Origin of the sequence: Bacteroides sp. 51 (assembly GCF_010500965.1) — a bacterium.
Classification (GTDB): domain Bacteria; phylum Bacteroidota; class Bacteroidia; order Bacteroidales; family Bacteroidaceae; genus Bacteroides.
On record NZ_QVMI01000018.1, the window covers coordinates 24840 to 44655 of the forward strand.

Annotated in this window: 15 protein-coding genes and 1 pseudogene; 5 read left to right on the forward strand and 11 right to left on the reverse strand. The window is 43.9% G+C overall.

From position 1 onward, the window contains the following. Positions 1–102: 102 nt before the first annotated feature. From D0T87_RS14230 to D0T87_RS14240, 3 genes are read right to left on the reverse strand one after another with little or no spacing between them, the layout of a single operon-like run. On the reverse strand, positions 103–1374 hold the full coding sequence (locus D0T87_RS14230; protein ID WP_163175808.1) for an acetylxylan esterase: 1272 nt from the start codon (positions 1372–1374) through the stop codon (positions 103–105). A gap of 47 nt (positions 1375–1421) precedes the next feature. Beyond that, the gene (locus tag D0T87_RS14235; RefSeq protein ID WP_163175809.1) at positions 1422–2636 is read right to left on the reverse strand and encodes a glycoside hydrolase family 27 protein; all 1215 of its coding nucleotides are present in this window, start codon (positions 2634–2636) and stop codon (positions 1422–1424) included. A 27-nt stretch (positions 2637–2663) separates the two neighbouring features. Further along, positions 2664–3968, reverse strand: a complete 1305-nt coding sequence (locus tag D0T87_RS14240; protein WP_163175810.1) for a beta-galactosidase — start codon at positions 3966–3968, stop codon at positions 2664–2666. Positions 3969–4151: 183 nt separating this feature from the next. Between D0T87_RS14240 and D0T87_RS14245 the strand changes: the two genes are divergently transcribed. Continuing rightward, positions 4152–5396, forward strand: coding sequence for a PepSY-like domain-containing protein (locus tag D0T87_RS14245; protein ID WP_163175811.1), 1245 nt, complete (start codon positions 4152–4154; stop codon positions 5394–5396). A 145-nt stretch (positions 5397–5541) separates the two neighbouring features. After that, entirely contained in the window at positions 5542–5925 is a 384-nt protein-coding gene (locus tag D0T87_RS14250) for a copper resistance protein NlpE (protein WP_163175812.1), read from the forward strand. A 33-nt stretch (positions 5926–5958) separates the two neighbouring features. On the opposite strand, the gene D0T87_RS25095 is transcribed toward D0T87_RS14250, so the two are convergent. After that, complete coding sequence (locus D0T87_RS25095; protein ID WP_370526851.1) at positions 5959–6369, reverse strand: DUF1761 domain-containing protein; 411 nt, start codon at positions 6367–6369, stop codon at positions 5959–5961. Between the two features lie 863 nt (positions 6370–7232). Between D0T87_RS25095 and D0T87_RS24630 the strand changes: the two are divergent. Continuing rightward, positions 7233–7985 (forward strand): annotated as a pseudogene (locus D0T87_RS24630) (sensor histidine kinase); the annotation flags it as partial. Positions 7986–8323: 338 nt separating this feature from the next. Here D0T87_RS24630 and D0T87_RS14265 read toward each other — a convergent pair. The 6 genes from D0T87_RS14265 to D0T87_RS14290 form a co-directional block, all read right to left on the reverse strand. Further along, entirely contained in the window at positions 8324–9583 is a 1260-nt protein-coding gene (locus tag D0T87_RS14265) for a spondin domain-containing protein (RefSeq protein ID WP_163175815.1), read from the reverse strand. Between the two features lie 278 nt (positions 9584–9861). After that, positions 9862–10752 carry an AraC family transcriptional regulator gene (locus tag D0T87_RS14270; protein WP_163175816.1) on the reverse strand — a complete coding sequence of 297 codons (891 nt, stop codon included), beginning with the start codon at positions 10750–10752 and terminating at the stop codon, positions 9862–9864. Between the two features lie 90 nt (positions 10753–10842). Beyond that, positions 10843–12222 (reverse strand): trehalase family glycosidase, encoded by a 1380-nt coding sequence (locus D0T87_RS14275; RefSeq protein WP_163175817.1) that lies wholly within the window; start codon positions 12220–12222, stop codon positions 10843–10845. Between the two features lie 238 nt (positions 12223–12460). Then, entirely contained in the window at positions 12461–13492 is a 1032-nt protein-coding gene (locus D0T87_RS14280) for a hypothetical protein (protein ID WP_163175818.1), read from the reverse strand. A gap of 141 nt (positions 13493–13633) precedes the next feature. Further along, the gene (locus D0T87_RS14285; protein ID WP_163175819.1) at positions 13634–14221 is read right to left on the reverse strand and encodes a hypothetical protein; all 588 of its coding nucleotides are present in this window, start codon (positions 14219–14221) and stop codon (positions 13634–13636) included. Between the two features lie 201 nt (positions 14222–14422). Beyond that, positions 14423–15259, reverse strand: coding sequence for a S1 RNA-binding domain-containing protein (locus D0T87_RS14290; RefSeq protein ID WP_163175820.1), 837 nt, complete (start codon positions 15257–15259; stop codon positions 14423–14425). 146 nt (positions 15260–15405) lie between these two features. Between D0T87_RS14290 and D0T87_RS14295 the strand changes: the two genes are divergently transcribed. Both D0T87_RS14295 and D0T87_RS14300 read left to right on the forward strand, forming a co-directional pair. Continuing rightward, entirely contained in the window at positions 15406–15825 is a 420-nt protein-coding gene (locus D0T87_RS14295) for an organic hydroperoxide resistance protein (protein ID WP_163175821.1), read from the forward strand. 690 nt (positions 15826–16515) lie between these two features. Beyond that, positions 16516–17799 carry an OmpA family protein gene (locus D0T87_RS14300; protein ID WP_163175822.1) on the forward strand — a complete coding sequence of 428 codons (1284 nt, stop codon included), beginning with the start codon at positions 16516–16518 and terminating at the stop codon, positions 17797–17799. A 132-nt stretch (positions 17800–17931) separates the two neighbouring features. On the opposite strand, the gene D0T87_RS14305 is transcribed toward D0T87_RS14300, so the two are convergent. Continuing rightward, a complete protein-coding gene (locus tag D0T87_RS14305) occupies positions 17932–19716 on the reverse strand; it encodes an ABC transporter ATP-binding protein (protein ID WP_163175823.1) in 1785 nt (594 codons plus the stop codon). Between the last annotated feature and the right edge of the window lie 100 nt (positions 19717–19816).

Consider the following 19816-nt stretch of genomic DNA (forward strand, 5'->3'; position numbering starts at 1 on the left):
CCTCGCAGCGGACTGGCCATTTTTATAACTTTTCTGTTGGCAAAGATAGAGGGTGATGGTGTGTTAAAACAAGTACAATTTTATCATTAAGTGGTACGATTCTCATTTTAACATGGTTCCGAAGAATTCCATCTTCGTATTCCACCAACTATCCGGTGTATTGTGGCCGTTAAGCGGGTAGATATAATACTTTTTCTCGGAGGTAATCCGGTTAAACCCAGCGAAGTTGGTATGCGGCGGACAAACTTCATCCTGCAGTCCGACGCCCATAAGCACAGGGCATTGTATCCAGCCGGCCAGGTTTTTAATATCGAAATAGGAAAGGAGTTTGTATAAATGCGCATCGCTCAATCCCATCTCCCGCTGTTTATTTAGTATCGGTTGGGCGGGCCAATGTACTATTTTAAAATAGTCGGGATAGTCGGAAAGGAAAGGGATGGTTGGTGCGGCCGCACGAATACGGCTATCAAGGGCACAGGCAGCCAGCGAGAAGGCTCCGCCCTGGCTCCCGCCTTCGGCGAATATCTGGCCGGTGTTGACTTCGGGACGGGAGGCAACGAAATCAATAGCACGAATGAGGTCCATAAATGCACCGCGGTAGTAGTAGTTTTCTTTCGCATCGAGTCCGTAGGTAATCCAATCGCCGTAGGTATTGACAGATTCTTGCAATGCCTGACCGCGAACAGATAACACAAACTCTACGTAACCGGGAGTGCCACCCGGTGCCCAAGGCTTAGAGCCATACCCCATATAGGAGATGATGGCAGGGTATTTACCCTTTTTCGTTGGAGTGGAATAATAACCGGAGATTTCAACTCCTCCAAAGGATTTCATGGTCAAGCGGTAAAGCTTCCGGCGATTATCGGACGAATCGGGGATAAGGGTGAGTTTATACTCAGGGGCTACTTTGGCTAGTTCTGCTTTTGTCGTGTCCCAAAATTCTTTTAGATCGGGCTGTGCATCGGGCAGGGAAACGATTGCCGTAGGTTCGTAGCCGATATTGAATTTCTTGACTTCGGTGGATTGTCCGTTGGCGGTTTTCTCTATTAGCTGACAGCGGTAGAAACCGGGGGTGGGAAGGATGAAGGAGAAATCAATTTGCGTGGAATCGTTCTTTGCCAGGTTGATGGTTTGTCCGAGGGTGGTTATCGGCCGGTACTGGTCGGTGGTTACTTCGAGTTGAAGGGTGGCAACCTCTGTTGCGTTGGAGGTATTCTTTGCCACGACTTGAACAGTCGGCGTTTGGGGTGCATAGAACACCCAGTTGTTGGTTAGTAATACGCGGTAGTCGAATTTCGCCTGCTCCTTGCCTGCCTGGGCAAGCAAGGAGAGCGAAATACCTAAAAACAAACCAATCACCATGTATCTTTTCATTTTTTTGTTGTTTTTGTTTGTTTTGCATGAAATGGGTACCCGTTTATTTATTTCTTCTTACTCAAACGGTAAAGCACCACATCATGTCCGGGAACAGTAACTTCTTTCACCTTACGCGTATCCCCTTCATTTTGTTTCGTCCACAGGTTGCGAATACTATAAACGTTGGAATCGAAATTCGTAAAACGTTTCGCTACATCATCATAAAGATCGAGCTTTTCCCAATTAATGGTATAAGACTTCGGTTCGGTAGTTCGATTAAGTACAGTAAACGCCCAGTCATCATTTTCGAGAGGCTTGAACCAAATTTCCAGTCCATCCTCTACCAAATGGCGGAAGCCCTGGATACCTAGCTTATCCTGATTTACCGCAATAACTTCCGCATTCATCAGGATATCTTTCGTTTCCTGAGTCATATTGCGTATATCATTACCAAGAATAAGCGGAGCGGCAAGCATACTCCACATCGTAAAATGGGCACGGTCTTGATTTACTGATTGCCCGTTGCCGACTTCCAGCATATCAGGATCGTTCCAATGACCGGGGCCGGCATATTGGCGAAGCCCGTTTTGCATATCAAGGATTTGAAGCACACCGAAGGCAGCCCAACCGGGATGCTGGTCGATGCAATCGAAGCAGTTGTAGATATCGCCTGTGGTACGCCACATGTGTCCGGTGTCTTTTGCCCAAAGCCAGGGCTTGCTCGTCCCCCACTCGCACATACTGAATAAGATGGGGCGACCGGCGGCATGGATAGCGTCGCGCATAAGGTTGTAAGCACCTACCGGGTTGATGTCTTCGGTTTCGCACCAGTCGTATTTAAGATAGTCAATACCCCACTTGGCATATTGCAAAGCGTCCTGGTATTCGTGGCCGAAACTTCCGGGGCGACCGCCACAGGTTTTCCGTCCGGCATCGGAGTAGATACCGATTTTAAGTCCTTTGGAATGTACATAGTCGGCCAGGGCTTTCATACCGGAGGGGAATTTCGCAGGGTCGGGCTGGATGAAACCGAGGCTATCACGCTCGCCATGCCAACAATCGTCGAGATTGAGGTAGATGTATCCGGCATCACGCAGTCCGGTTTCAACCATTGCATCGGCAATGGTGCGTATCAGGTTTTCGTCGATATTACAGGCGAATTTGTTCCAGCTGTTCCAGCCCATAGGAGGAGTCTCGGCAAGGCCTTCGAATTTCTGAGCACGGAGGCCAGATAGGGTGAACAGGAGCAAAAGTGTGATTAATGCAGTGAGTTTTTTCATTGTCAGTATATGTATATGTTATTATGTTTATTTTGTAATAGGGCGCAACTTCTCGTTCGTTGCACGAATAATCCCAATCGTGCTATCCGAGGCAAAAATAGAGTTCAGTCCCTGTTCTTCCTGTGCAGGGTCGCCCGTATAATCATCCCCTTTCTGCCAGAAGACATGCTCTGTTGAAGGTTCGGCAAAGCCTCCCCACGCCCAGAAGTTGCATCCGGCAAGCAGTCCGCCTCTTGTTGCTTCATCGGCAATATATTCGAACACGTAGGTATAATAAGCATCGCGCGCACGGGTGGGTGATGTTTTGGAGAACTGGAAACCGTCTCTCGGGAAGCCGAATTCTTCCAGTACTACGGGTTTCTTGTATTTAGCAGCCACAGTGAGATGCTCGTCGATGTACTTCTTTGTATTTTCAATGGCACGCGGCAGGCTTTCTTGCAGACTATCTTTGGGCGCCCATCCCCAGTTGTACGGCCATATATGAATATTCATATAGTCAATATTTGCATCGGCATGAATGCGTTCGAAGAGGTCTATATCCTGTTCGCAACCGTGTTTGCCTTCGCTGCCGGTAGAAATAAGGTGGTTTTTATCTAACGTTCTGATTTGTGCCGCCACCTGAGCCATCCAGCGGGCAAACGGTTCTTTGTTCTCGTCGGAGAAAGCGCGCGGTTCATTGCCTATTTGCCAGGACATAATAGTAGGGTCTTCCGTGTACTTCACCCCGGTAAAACGGTTGGTACGGGTAACCATATTATTCACATAGTTTGTGAAAAGCTTCTGTGCGCTGTCGGAAGTTGCATACTGTTGCACAAATTCCATATAAGCCGGCCATCCGTCGACTGCGGGAACAGGAGCCTTGCCATAGCCGGCCCACTCAAGGTATTGCGAATATCCCCCACTCCACTCCCAGGAGTTGTTGAGGTAAAGAATGGCGGACATATCTCGCCGGGACATTTCGACCAGAAGATAGTCAAGTCCGGCTAAAATAGTATCATTATATACGCCGGGAGCAGTCTGCAAAGTGGGTTCTACTTTTGCGGTAATACCCCGGTTGCCGTCGGAACCGACAAGCACGCGGAGATTGTCGACGCCGATACTTTTCAGGAAGTCGAGCTCTTTATGCAGACGGTCGCGATTACCACCCTCACCTTCCGAACCAAGGATTGCACCATACCAAAAGTTGGCACCAACGTAATAATAAGGCTGGTTGTTCTTGATGAACTGACCATTCTCAATATGAATAAAAGAAGCGGGTGGCTGTTTTTCTGAACAGGCAAAAAGGCACAGACAGAGCGCCAGAAGCGCTAAAGCGGGAATGTGTTTATACATGGTTATCAGATATATTGAAGTGATGATGCAAAATTAGTGTAATATATATAATATATCCAGTATTATTTTATCCATTAGTGATACTATTTTCTGTTATCAAACATTTTTGTTTGTGCATGCAGTAAATCGCAAATAAACGCATTTATTAGTATATTCGCATTAACAAATCAAATACAGACTAATATGAAAACTAAACTTAACCAAATCTTGCTTCTATTACTGTGCGCTATTCTATCGACTATCTTTTACTCGTGTCATGATGACGACAAACACCAGTTTGGTGTAGACGATTTGCCCGAAGCGGTACAAGGCTTCGTGATGCAATATTTCCCGGAAAACACCATAGATAACGCTAAAATAAGTACTGAATATCAAGGATATGTAGGCAAACAGTACGACCTTACCCTTAGTGGCGGGATAAGTATTCACTACGGTACAAGGGGCGATTATCGAATCACCGCACCCAGTGGAATGCCCGAAACAGCAAATAAGTTGTTAAACTCGAAGACGCTGATCAAACTATTGGATCGCAATCCGCAAGTTAAAGTCACTCTTATCCGAACTCTTAACGAACACGGACTGGAGAAAATGGTAAAAACTACCGACCAGAAAAGCTACAGAATAACCACAGGCTCGGATGATCGTTCTCTCTTGGCAGAGTTACTGACCAGAGATGAATTCCCATCACAAGCAATCGCATTTTTAGAGAGATACAATCTTCAGGACGAGATTTATGAGCACAGTTTGATGCGCGCCAGTGAGAATGGGCATACATATTATCGTTTCTATAACTATGCCAGTTACAACATTATATTCGACGAAGGTGGCAAATGGATTCAGGCAAAAAGTTCTGCTGTGAGTAACAGCATTCTACATGATGTAATCAAGAACGAGATGCCCGAAAAAGTCGTAGAAGCATTGAACGCCGATCCAAAGGGTAAAGCCTTCCCGTTGAACATTTCTTGTTACGAAAGTGGTATATGTGGTTTTATATATAGTACATATTCTGCCCTCATCTCCGCAAATGGAGAAATTCTGAATAGTGACAAGGAAGCCGAAGCACTGATGAAACTTTATTATCCTTCGGAAACCTGGACACTTAGGGAGCTTACACCTGAAATATCCTCACCTTTTGAGTGCTACTATTTATATACGTATAGAAACAACAATAAAATAGTACGTTTATATATTGACACCACCACACGTCAATGGGCGGCTATACGTTCAATCAACAATGCCAATCTACCTAATGTAGAAATCCCAACGGCTTTTATTGAGAACGAGCTACCGGCCAAGATCGTTGCCTATCTGAAAGAGAATGGACACAGTAAAGTGTATTACATCAAACGCCATCAGAAAGGATATAACATCCGGGTGGAAAATGCCGATCTACTTACCTTCGACACGGAGGGGAATCTGGTTGCATAAGTTCGTCGAATACAACAAATTAACACAAAGCAAGCGGAATCAACAATTTAATATTAAAAAGATTCCGCTTTTTCTCTCAAGAATTAATTTCCGTAAACAACTGGAGAACTTTATTTGTTATATCTAAAATTAGAAGAATAACAATATGAAAGCCAAACAAATCTTTAACATTGCATGGATAACAATTATCACTGCATTCATCTTCGTTGGCTGTAACAGCACGAAATACGAAGGTACCTACACAGGAACAATGCCATGTGCCGACTGCTCAGGAATCGACACGGAAATAACAATTAACGATGGCAAGTATGTAATTAAACGTATCTATCTGGGCGAGGACAATATGGAGCAGAGCACTTTTGTCGAAAGCGGAGTCTACAAATGGGATGGAGGAAAAAGCATACTCACTTTCGACAACGACCCGGAACAACAGTATTTAGTAAGAGGAAATACACTGGTTGCACTCGATCAGGATGGGAAAGAGGTAACCGGAGATTTAGCCGATTTGTACGTGCTGAAACGAAAATAAAGGGGAACCAATAAAACAACTTAAAGTTTAGAATTAAATCTGCGAAAAAAGGATATAAATTACCCCGCACGCAAGCGTATATCCCGATTCGATCATCACAGCTTGAAGAAACCGTTTCCAATCGCCGTACTTGAAAGTGATGGTACACATCTGCCATCCGGCGATTGTGACTACGGTGAATGCCGCAAATCCTATCGATACGGAAGCCAATACAAAACATACCAAGCCGAGCATCGTACCCGTAACGAACTGGACAATAAAAGAGCGAATCCAACCTAGCGGTGAATTCTGGTCGGGCATATCGACCTTAAAAACCGCTCTCCAGGTATTGAAAAAGATCAGCGAATACCAGATGGCACCCACTGCAAACGCCGCAACAACCGAAAACGCGAACCAAACCCAGTCAATTTGGGAAATAACCATAGAAAAGTAAGAAGACTCCATAACAATACAAATTTTCCAACTCAATATATTCAAGAGGCAAAGATACAAAAACAAAATGTATTGATACGCTACTTATTTAATAATCAATAAAGTAAATTATATATTTTACGATATAAATCGTTCCATTTAACGAACTATTGTAATATCTTTGCCATTTTTACGGCGAGCCAGAGTAACAGAACAGCAATTATCATTTAAGAGAGATGGGCAAATTCATTCGACACTTCAACTTTAAGCATTTTTATATTTCGACCGGGTTATTACTTTTGTCTATGGTGTTTTTCCCAACAAGTAGTAGCTATGCCCAGTCTCCCCTACCGGATTCCATCCAGACCGCCACTTTAAGCGAATCCCCAACCCCGGAAATTCCGGAATTGCCTCAACCCAAGCCACGTGCAGAGCGATCGAAGTACCCGTTAATTGCGATCGTCTCGCTATTGGCACTGCTATTGTTGGGCTATCTGGTGGTTTTCTATTACTTCTTCGGGGTAAAAAAGCTCAAAGAAGCATTGGAAGAGTCCGAAGCAAATAACATTCTTATTCTCAACAACCTAAGAGCCGACATCCGGTTCATCACACCCGACTATAAAGTCAAATGGTATAACGAAATGGGCGGGAGCCTTCGCCGCCATTCGGATCTAAAACAAAACATGGAATGCTACCGGGCATTTTACGGCCTCGACCATGTGTGCGACTTCTGTCCCGCCAAAGAAGCGATTGCCACCGGAAAGAGTGCCGAGACTACCATCGAGTCGCCCGACCACCGCTTCACTTCGATGCTGGCCACCCCGGTGTTTGACAACGAAAACAAACTAACCGGCGTAGTGGTCCGCGTAGAAGATGTAACCAAGGACAAAGAACGGGAGCAGGATTTGCGTACCGCCAAAGAGAAAGCCGAAGAATCCGACCGTCTTAAATCATCATTCCTGGCCAACATGAGCCACGAAATACGCACACCACTCAACGCAATCGTCGGGTTTTCCAGTATCCTACTTAACGAAGACACATCGGAAATATCAGAAGAAGAACGTAAGTCCTACTCCGAAATCATCCGTGCCAACTCCGACTTGTTGCTGCGATTGATTGGCGATATTCTTGATATCTCGCGCCTGGAAACCGACCGGGTAACCTTCAACCTCGTTCCCTGCGAACTCATAACATTGTCCAACAATGTCATTTCTACCACCCGGTATGCCCGCCAGAGTAATCTATCTTTCGTTCTCGATGCACCGTTCACTTCCTACGAGTTAATCACCGACGTACAACGACTGCAACAAGTGCTGATCAACCTGATGTCCAACGCAGTAAAATTCACCTCCGAGGGAACGATTACACTCAGCATCCGCGAAGATGAGCCAAACGATCAGGTCATTTTCAGTGTCACCGATACAGGCTGCGGTATTCCGCCCGAGAAACAAAAGAAAGTATTTGAACGTTTTGAAAAACTCGACGAGTATGCCCAGGGCACCGGGCTAGGCTTGGCCATTTGCAAAATCACCATCAACTTATTGGGCGGAGATATTTGGGTGGACGAGAACTATACGCAAGGAGCAAGATTCGTGTTTACCCACCCAAGGCATCCTCAGATAAAGGAGAAGAATATTCCGGGTAAATGATATGCCTTACATTATAAAAAAGGGGTGTCATAAGTCTATCTCATCACGTCATTGTGAACATAGTGAAGCAATCCAGATTTCACACTTTGTGAACTGGATTGCTTCGGATAAATCCTACCAATGACAATATCCACCCCCTGCCCCCGCCAGCGGGGGATACGATGCCGCAGGTATCCCCCGCTGGCGGGGGCAGGGGGGGTGGATATTGTCATTACAAATAGTTCTATATTTTAATATAGTGGCGACTCGCAATGACGCACCGAGATAGACCTATGTCCCCTCTTATAGACATGAGCGTGACGAGCCACAACTCATAACTACGTATGAAAAGACAACGTTTATCTGATACTTACCTTAATCACATTTGCCACCGAAGGAACCGGATATGTAGTACCAACGGCCGAAACCACATTATCTTCCGCTTGAGGAACACCATCAAATAATGCCTGATTATTACCGGCACCCGGGTATTGATTAATACCTGTTCCACTATCCAATAAAACGGTTTTGCCTGTAAGATCACCTGTATACGTAGCCAGAACAGCTTCGCCATTTGCATAGAACCAGTCATTAGAAGACTCAAACATTGTAGCAAATGCTATTTTATCATTTTCCCACGCTTTAAACTGGGTTTCAGCTTTATCACCGGGAAGAAGAGACTTGCTATTTGCAATATAAACGTTTCTCACATTGGCCATACCTTCAAGAGAAGACTTCAGCTTAGAAGCATCACCAGTCTGTGCAAGTTCTTTCAAACCGATATTCGTTTGCTTCTGCCCCAACTGATAGATTGGATTGACATCGCCACTATAAACAACAACCAGTACAGGAGAAAGACTTGTTATTATACCTGTCATTTCTGATGAAAGCGTACCCAGTGGTTCGTTGTTACCCGTTTCGGCAAGAGTAGTTAACTGAGCAGACGACTTAGAACCTTCTTTAAAGAATGGTTCAGACTTCACGAGTTTACCATCCAGGAAGTTTGAAACCGCCCATACTCCAGGCGACAACGGAGTTTCATTAATTGTACCCGTACTATTATTCTTAATAGTCAATGTAAACGTAGAAGTAGTAGCATCAAAAGCTAAATTAAGTTTGACCAGTTCGGATGCAGGCCGATATAAGTTACCCTGAGCATCTTCCTGCTCAACCTTCTTAATTGTTCCATCTTCTGCCGTTCCGGGGTGCGCGATACCTGCACCGGGTTGTACATTTACACGCGTACCATTATCCCACATATGGATTTTGGAAGATACATCGCCCGTATAAGCCACTCCGTGTTCATTGAATAACTCAAGACCAGGGTTTTCGGGAGCAAAAAAGATATCGTTAGAGTAACCATACATGGTAGCGAACATCAAACGCTGTCCGGTACCTGCATTAAACTGAATGCTAACCGACTCGCCGGGTGCAATAGCCCCATCAGTTCCTTTAAATGTTCCGCTTTGAACAAATTCCTTCATTGACATAACGTTCTCGAAAGAGATAACAGAGTCTACATCATAAGGTGTGTCGTCATCGTCACTACATGAAGTAAAGGCAAATCCTACGACTGCCATTGCTGCTATGAAAGCAACCAAAAAAGATTTCTTGTACATAATTCACAATTTTAATTTTACAATATTGTCAGTTTAGATTAATTCACTTGGAACAAGCGCTTCCCTTAAAAGGTTTCAAACAGACAATAAACATCCGGTAAAATTAACTTTAGATAAAGTAATTTCAGATTTAAGCTCCAGTTTTAGTACAGGAAATCTTTTTTACACTTATTTTAAGAGTAGTTAAAAGGTAGTAGTCGTGGTTTAGATTTAATTAAAATAACAGATTTATAAGAAGTATCTTTTCCATATAGGTGTTTTTAGTTATAAATAAAGCATCATATCAGCTTCTTCTTTTTTCGATAATTCTCCCTGAACTCCTTGGGCGAACACTCTTTCTTCTTCTTGAAGATGCGGTTAAAGTTAGAAAGGTTATTGAAGCCACAATCATAGCAGATTTCTGCAATAGACATGGTAGAGTCCACCAACAGACGGGCGGCAAATCCTAAACGGATATCAATAATGTAATCGGAAAGACTCTTTCCGGTACGTAGCTTAAAGAAACGGCTAAAAGAAACCGGGGTCATCCCCACCATATCGGCCAGGTAGTTCAGGCGTATTTCTTCTTTATAATGCGCATTGATATATTCCTGAACTTTCTGAACCCGCCGGCTATCCGAATGAACACCAATCTTGGCAAATGAAGAACTGGATAGTGTATAGGCATCCTCGCACAATGAGAGTTCGTACAGGATGGTCAGGAATTTTATCACTGCATAAAAGCCCTCTTTCTCGGACGCCAGCGTATCAAGCTTTGAGTATACTTTCAGGATGGCCGACATCGGGAAACACAATCCCTTCTTTGCCCGTTCGAGCATCCGGTGAATGGTATCGAACTGATTCTTATTAATAAAGCTCTTGAAAAACAAATCGGACGAAAACTGGATGGTGATTTCGCGGATTTCCTTCGAAGTGCATTCGTGCTGCTCCCACACATGCTCCAACTGCTCTCCGGTAATCAGTACCAGGTCATAGTCGCCAATCACCTCTACCGAATCGCCAACAATACGGCGCACACCGGTAGCTTTCTCGGTAAAATTAAGTTCATACTCCAAATGACTGTGCATGGGATACGTAAACTCCGTTTTATGTCGTTCGGCGATATAAAAACAATCTTTATCGGAAAGCGGGGTGATCTCACGAATAATATTAGGCGAAGGTGTATTCATAGTAAGCATCTGTATATTTGAATACAAATATAAGCCAATTAAGCAAAACCACCACCCCGGAATGATACTTTTTCAACCAATTATAATACACTAAAACTCAGCTATAACCGGCTTGCCATCCAACCAGGCAGCCATATTCAACACTAGAAGATTCCAGTTCTGGAAGCCCTTATTTAAGACCGGTTCGCCATTGTCGGGTAAATAATATTCATGCAATGCACCGAACCGTTCATAATCCTTGCCTAATAAAAGAATGGTTTTCCCGGCCAGTTCGCGGGCCTCTTCTACAAATCCATATTCGACCAAGCCCCTGAACACCAAGTAATTCACATTAATCCATATAGGGCCTTGCCAGGAAGATGGATTACCGCTTGCACGAACATTATACATCTTCTCCTGGGGAGAAAGCGTGCGTATGCCTGCCGCCGAATTGAAAGAACGGGTGTCATGGAAATGCCGCTCAACAATTTCTTTTGCTTGTTCCGGCGTACAGATTTTGGCCCACATCGCCATGAAACCACTCCATACGCTGAAACGCTGAATCAGGCAGTCGTAATCGCGGGGCTGGCCTACATGCAGATACAGCTTACCTGGCAACAAAGCATCAATATTGGGTTTCTCAACCGGCAGGAGATTCAAGTCTACACTATAATAAAATCCGTCGCGCTGATCCCAGCAATGCTCCTGTACATTCTTTTTCAACACCCCAGCTTCTTCTTCAAAAAACCGGGAAATGTCGGGCAGGTTCAGGCAAGCAGCCAGATAACTCATGGCCTGTAGTTCTTTATACATCAGGGCATTCAGATAGATTGATCCGGAACTTGCATGGGGACGGTAGAATGTGCTCGGGTCATTGTCTACACCAATAGCCTCATCGGTTTCCCAATACATCAGTCCGGTAGCTTTATGCCGGTGGAAATTCAGGTACTTGCTTACAAATGCCTGAAGCACATAGAAGTGATCGCGCAGCCATTCGGCATCGCCATTCATATTCTTAACTATAAATGCAGCATGTTGTGCCAGAGTGGGCTTATGCATATTGCTCTTCCAGGGATTGCGGGTTTTAAGCATCTCTTCCCGGCTCGGTGCGTCTCTTTCGATCCAGATGGGAATCCAACCATCCATACCGCCATAGTGAAGAGAGTTGAGTACGCATCCTTGTTCATATTTCAATGCTTGTTCGCGGTCTTTGTCTGTTCCGTTCTCCAGAAGAATCTGACGGAGGGCAACATTACTCAACCACGAATCCCAGTCCCAAAGCATATCCAGATATTGGCTACTTCCGGGGGCAAGAAACGGATATTTTAAAGCTCCACCAGCTTCCCGATACATGCCTTTCATATCTTTATAGATATATTTACGGCAGATTTCCTTGTACTTCTGAACATTCTCGGGTGTACGTTCGGGCATTTGAGCCAATATGCTCATGCTAAAGGCAATGCCTAAAGCAAAAAGAACAATTTTCTTCATATAAGTATATTTGAGATAAATGAAACGTATACTAAAAGGACAGAGTAAACGTGTAAAACGTACTCAACAGTTTACTAAGGTTCAGGCTGGTAGGATAGAATGAGGTTGTTACAAATATAACAAGAATATTCCTTAATTCCGTAAACTTTGCATGTATTAAAACAATGTACCCCGGCAGAGGGGATCTGCCGGGGATTTTTATAGGCACCCATCCGGATGCGTCATGGAAAGAGAAAACTTATCGTCTTGAGCTACCTCTGCCGGAGCTACTGCTTGAACTTGAAGAGCTACTCCGACTGGAAGAGGAACTCACTGAGCTACGGTTGCTGCTACTACTGGAGGAACTACGCCCTACAGATGAACTGGAGCTTTTACTGCTGCTGGAACCTGAGTTTCTAACACTACTACTACTCGGACGACTGCTAGAGGAACTGCCAGAGCTTGAACTACTTGGTTTACTAACAGAAGAGCCAGAGTTGCTAGCCGGACGGTTGCTGCTGGTAGAAGCAGATGGTCTAGTGGTAACGCTACTACTCGGGCGGCTGCTGCTGGTAGAACTTGAAGGTCGTACAGTTGTAGAAGGATTCCTATTGCTTGAACTGCTTCCGGTACTTACTCTTGGAGCATTCGGGCGACGATCCGAATTTACAGATACTCTCGGTTTGCTTGTGTTCGGGCGGATTCTTACCGAACTAAAGTCCGAAGAACGATGAGTGTTGTAAACCCTACGATCTCTTACGCTATGGAAGTTCACATAAACCTTATGGTTATATCTATTGCGATAATAACTTACATGATCATAGTGATGGCGGTAGTGGTCGTAATGATATGATGTGTAATGATATGGCCTTCCAAAGTAGAAATGGTTATGGTTGGTGTACGTAAAATAGATACGGAAACTCCATTTGTTACCACTGGCATAGATCGGGCGGTAGAAATAATCTACTTGTACGAACCTGCGGTACTGGCTGTCATTTAACACCCAACGCAGATCATCATTACGGATATCGAGCAGGTAGTAATAGCGGTCCATTGCCCATTCTTCGCCACTTAATACGTCGTCCATCAGATCCCGAACAGAGTAGATAAAGTCGTAGTTGATTTCGTATGTATCGTTGCGTTGTCCGGCATTGAGTCCTAATTCATAAGACATTTTATCGGTAAGGAAACGAGCTTCTTTCCGCACTTTACTTTTGCTCATGCTTGCCATACTTGTGCTACTCATGGTAGTCATCCCAATGGCGAATAGTATAATCATCAATCGTTTCATAACAGAATATTTTAGTTGTTAGTATTCTTCTTCTATGCAACAAAAATAGGACGAGGAAACTCCCCGCCCTAATGATTCTCTCTATTCGTTCATAGGGTTTCCCCTATGCGTATGAGGGTTTACGGAACTCTCTCCGTATGATTATTTACCAAAGTCTACCCTACGCGCTGCTTCGAGTTTGCCTCTATTGCGCAGATCGAGCAAGCGTGGCTGTTCACCGTAGAAAACAAACCGGTGCTTTCCCTGGTAGTAGCTTTCATTATCGTTCTTCTCGCGGCTATGCTCTCCTTTGTATTTGCCAAATCTCTTAATTTTTCCTGCGAGCAGTTTGCCTTCATCGTAAATGTCATAAACGCGCAGTTTTAGTTGTCCGTCTTTTACATACACAGGGCGGAATAAGGCTTCCGATCTTACATAACTTGCATAGCGTTTATGATCCATGAGCCAAAGCATATCTGAGTTACGTGCATCGAGCAGGGCGTAATATTTGGCTATGGCTTTATCATTGCCGGCTATGAGTTCGTCTTGAATGGCATAAACACCTTTAAGAAAGTCGTAGTTGATTTCATAGGCATCGTTAAGCTGATCTCTGTTAAAACCAAACTGGTATGCTATTTTATCGGCAATAAAACGAGCTTCTTCGTGAAGTTCTTTATCGGTTATTGCAAAACTGGTATTGCTCATCGACAACAGAGCAATAGTAAACAGGAGCATTATTTTCTGCTTCATGGTTTGATAGTGTTAGACTAAATATATATATGTTTTGTTTTTTATCTGATGCAAACTTACATAAAAAGAATGATTTATAAGCGAGTAGAATAGAAATAATTAATGAACACAGAGGCACAGGGACACAGAGAAAGAATAAAAACTCTGTGTCCCTGTGCCTCTGTGTTCAATTTATCTGTAGAGGAAAGATTAAAAACCGGTTCAATCGGCCAGTTTCAATCCTTCGCCGGTAATGATGATCAAGCGTTTTTTATATAAATCGCCTACGGCTTTTTTGAATGTCTTTTTACTTACGCCAAAGGTATCATAGATGTCTGCCGCATCACTTTTATCATGGAGGGGGGTTGCGCCTCCGTTATCTTTGATGTACTGCAAGAGGGTGCCCGAGAAGTCGCCGACATGTTCAACTCCGGTCTTTTGGAGCATCAGGTCGATCTTTCCATCCGGACGCACTTGTTTGACGTAGGCTTTCATTCTGTCGCCGGTATATATTTCGCGGAATATCTGCCCATCGTACAGTAAGCCGCTGAACTCATTATCTATGATGGCTTTGAATCCGAGATCGGTCTTTTGCCAGATCAGGATATCGACTTCATCGCCCGGTTCATAAGAGGGAGTTTCTTTCGACAGGTAGCGATCGACTTTAGCGGAGGCTACTATGCGATAGCTGTCATCGTCTACATAGGCATAAACCACATATTCGCGGCCTACCTGCATTTTCATTTTCTGCTCACGGAAGGGTACGAAGAGGTCTTTCATCAATCCCCAGTTCAGGAATGCACCATATTCATTGACCCAGTTCACTTCGAGGCAGGCAAATTCTCCGACCTGCACAAGGGGTGTCAGGGTTGTAGCAATGAGGCGTTCTTCAATATCCAGGTAGAGAAAGACGGTCAGCCAGTCGCCCACTTTGCAATCTTCGGGCACGTAACGGGTGGGTAAGAGTATCTCGCCCTGCTCGCCGCCATCCAGATACATTCCGAAATCTACTTCTTTAACTACCTCAAGGGTATTGAATTTGCCTAATTCGATGCTCATATACAATTGATTTGCGGCAAAGATACGAGTTCCCGATTCAGGTACATAACGATTTAGAATAAATTTGCATTCGCGGCCTGAACAAACCGGGACACAGCTTGTTTTATATACTAAAGATTGATAATTAATTAAACAGTAAAGAATATATGGAAGCATTATATACAGCAGTAGCAACCTCGGTTGGAGGAAGAAACGGACAGGTAAAATCTTCGGATGGCGTGTTGGATTTTGAGGTAAGACCTCCCAAAGAAATGGGTGGAAAGGGTGGAGCGTATACAAATCCCGAGCAACTGTTTGCTGCCGGTTATGCTGCTTGTTTTGGTAGTGCGATTAACCATGTAGCTTTACAAAAGAGATTAAGGATTGAGTCAACCGTAACCGCTAGAGTAAGCATTGGCAATAAAGAAGGTGGAGGTTTCAAACTGGCTGTGGAAATGGATGTAAACATCCCGCAAATAGATCAGAAAGACGCCGAAGAGCTGGTAAAAGAAGCCCACCAGGTTTGTCCTTACTCTAACGCGACTCGGAATAATGTTGAAGTTACACTGAAAGTCACCACAAAATAGAGCCTTTATAGTTTTTTTCTTGATTAGCGACGAGTCGCTGCACCCAGGTTTGACTGATGTCGATCTTTTGATTCGATGTCGAATAGTAGGCCGGGTGTAGTGGCTCGTTGTTTTTGTAAGCATTATTCTCTACCCGGTTCATTGCCTTAAAACCTCAGAAATAACAAAAAGCAACAAAAAGGCATGCACTACAAGCCTTCTGGATAGGTTTTTTACGTTTGCAGCAAACATCAACTTGCGTTTGCTGCAAATGCAATCTTGTCTTTGCAGCAAACGCAAGTTGATGTTTGCGGCAAACGCAGAATGGTTTTTGCGGGGACTGGAAGTGTGTAATACATTTTCAGCAAAATCCATTCCATGTGTTCCCGTTATACACATATTTGCTACTGGTTATACTGCTTGTTTTGGTAGTGCAATCAATCCCAGAAATTTTAATTAAACGTGAGTTCGATAATTAAAAGTGAATTCAGTAATTAAATGTGGGTTCAATATATATAAGATCCCATCCTTACAGATACATCTCTTTATTTCATTTCTTATATCGAATTCACTTTAACTTAGTTACATCAGGTAAGCCTCTGCCCTTTATATATACAAATTATTCCCCCTTTCCGAAACTAAACCCCTGGTTGTTTGTTATTTGAAATATATAAAGAACGAATTATTAACCAAATCTTAATTATTTAAATTATGGCATCATTTTATGAATCACTTAAAGATCTTTTTAATCCGGAGATGACTAAAAAGATTGCGGAAGTCCTCGAAGAGAAGGAATCCAATATAAGCAAAGCTGCATCACAAATCATTGCAGGTTTGCTGGCTGTTACCGCCAAGAAAGGACATACCCAGAAAATCAAAAACATTTTTGAAGAAGCCGGTAACATAAACCTGATCTCAGACATAGGTATGTTCGACGAATACCTCACACACCCACAACAAGAAATAGGAGACAACTTCCTGCAACACTTGCTGGGCGATAAGGCGGAAGATTTCACAACCCCGATCAGTAAAGCATCCGGCATATCGGAAGTAGCAACCAACCGGTTGATATCTGTCATTGCCCCAAGCTTCCCCGCTTTCTTCGGAAAGAAGCTGGTGAAAGATAAAGTAAGCTTCCAGAGTATTATTGACGACATCAAAGCTCAGGAAAGAAGTTTCGAAGCTAAGCTTCCGGCCGATCTGATCAAGGCTTTCGGTTTGGGAACAGTGCTGAACGCCACTAAGCCACACACAACAGCACAAGCAGTAAGCAACAGTACCGCCTCAACAAAAACAACCACACCGGAACCCACACCTCAAAAGAAGAATAAAAACAGCTGGATCACCTGGTTATTTGCGCTGATCGCCTTGTTGCTTCTTTTCTTCTGGTGGAGATCGTGCAACACCAACAATGATAACGTTGCTTACACCGGAAACGAATACATGGTCGATTCTACAACGGTAATTGCCGAAGCCAACCCAACGGTATCCAACGCTCCGGCCGAAGTTGCCGAAGTATTGGCCATTACCGAAATCGTCCTGCCTAACGGCGAGCAAGTAGAAGCATATAAAGATGGTATCGAAGAAAAGATGGTCAACTTCCTCAATTCTGATGAATACAAGAAGGCTTCCGCCAAAGACCTGGAAAGCAAATGGTTCGAGTTCGACAACATCGACTTTGAATTTGGTAGCACAACCAATCTGAAAGAAGGATCGAAACCACAACTGGATAACATCATCGCTATTCTGAAAGCGCACAAAGATGCCAAAATTATGGTAGCTGCATTTGCCGATAAAAAGGGAACCGAAACAGCCAACATGAGGGTATCCAAAGAAAGAGCACAGAACATTGAAAAGATGCTTGAAAAAGCCGGCGTAGGTTCGCAAGTCGTGAAAACCGAAGGTTTTGGTGACACACACGCCAGATATAGTGCCGATGCTCCGGAAAGCGATCGACAAAAAGACCGCGACATCGCTCTACGCTTCGTTAAATGAACATCACATAGTGGGAAAACAGTGCTATTAATGCACGGTTTTCCTATACTGTAGCAGCAGCGAGTCGGCAGCGAGTCGGCAGCGAGGCGCTGCACCCAGGTTTCCATGCGGTTGGAAAGCTGGGTGCAGTTCTTATTCTTCCAACGTCTTTGATATCTTGTCTATATTCAAGCTTCTTGCCATAGCATTGAATATACTGGTATACGTTCCGTTCTGATGATAAATTTCCTCATGCGTTCCCGATTCTACCACTCGTCCATCCTTCATCACATAAATACAACTGGAATCGATGATCTGGGATATGCTATGCGAAATAATCACCACCGTCCGGTCTTTCTTAATAGCATCCAAGCTATTCTTTATCTGCTCCGTGGAAACAGCATCCAGACTGGCTGTCGGTTCATCAAGAAATATAATCGGCGGATTCTTCAGGAACATACGTGCAATCGCAATTTTCTGCTGCTGCCCACCGGACAGTGCCAAAGCAGACGTTTCATACTTCTGCGGTAAAGCCATAATCTGATCATGTATATATGACTTCTTAGCCGCCTCGACCACCTCTTCATGCGTTGCATCAGGATTTCCATAGCGTATATTCTCATCTATACTTCCATTGAAAATATGGTTCTTCTGTAAAACAAGTCCGATATTATCGCGCAGATAGGCGGTATCGTACTCTTCAAGAGGTACACCATCCAATAAAATCTCGCCCGAATCCGGATGATAGAATTTATCCAATAGATTAATCAGAGTGCTCTTCCCTGCCCCCGACAAACCAACCAACGCCGTACTTTCTCCCGGTTCGATAATCATATTAATATCAAAAAGCGTGGGCTCTTCATTGTCCGGATAAGTAAAGTCTACATGTTTGATCTCAAACCGGCCTTTAATCACAGCTGGTTTGTAATCGCCCGATTGCTCCTTCTGTTCGTCCGCTTTCAGGATATCAAAGAAGGCTTCGGAATAGATCAGCGCATCATTCATCTGGTCGTAGATGCGGTGCAACTGGCGGATAGGTGCGGAAACATTGTTGAACAGCAGAATATGGAACATAATTGCACCGATAGTCATTTGTCCCGACAATACAAAGTAGGCCGTAAGTATAATGATAAGCACCACACCGATCTGTTCGATAAAGCTTTTCAGTCCATCGAAAATAAAACTGATCTTACGGGTCTTCATCTGAGTCGCTGTCAGATCATTCTGCAACCCCATCTGCTTATTACCTTCTATATCTTCGCGGATAAAGGATTTGATCACAGTGATCGATTCAAGTATCCCCAATATTCCCTGGCTCTTATTCTCTCTTAATTCTTTTATCTGCCGGCGGGAACCGCTCAGTTTATCGGCCTGTTTCATGCTCACATAAAAATAGACCGGAACAATACACAGCCCCACCAGACCGACGTAGAAATTGGCATTGAACATCATAATCAATGCCACGATTGAATTGGCAAACAACGGAAGAATATCAATAAAGAAGTTCTGTACCAACCGGGTTAAGCTCTCGATTCCCCTGTCAATGCGCGTTTGGAGTTTTCCGGGTTGATTGCCGCCGGAGCTAAAAAAGGCCAGCTTATAAGTCAGCACCTTCTCTATCACGGTTTGAGCCAGGTCGCGGGAGACGTATATCCTCAGTTTCTCGCCATAGAACTTCTGCCCGAACGTAATAAAAGAGTTCAATACCTCCTTGCCGACAAGGATAGCCGATATAACAATTAATATAGTAATACCTTCCTGCAAACCCTGATGATTGGTCAGCATTTCACTGATCTCATCAACGGTATATCTTAGTACCCAAGCATTTACCTGGGCCGTGAACGATCCAAGTAAAGTTAATAACAGAGTAAAGATCACCAGCCAACGGTAAGGCTTTACATACGGAAATATATTCCTGAACAATTGGGAAAGAGACATAATAATCTTGTTTACTTGTTAGGAAACAGTTCAGGAAACCTTTCAGTTCATTTTTTAACTTATCTTTTTATGGCTGTACTAAATGCAGACCATGATTTTT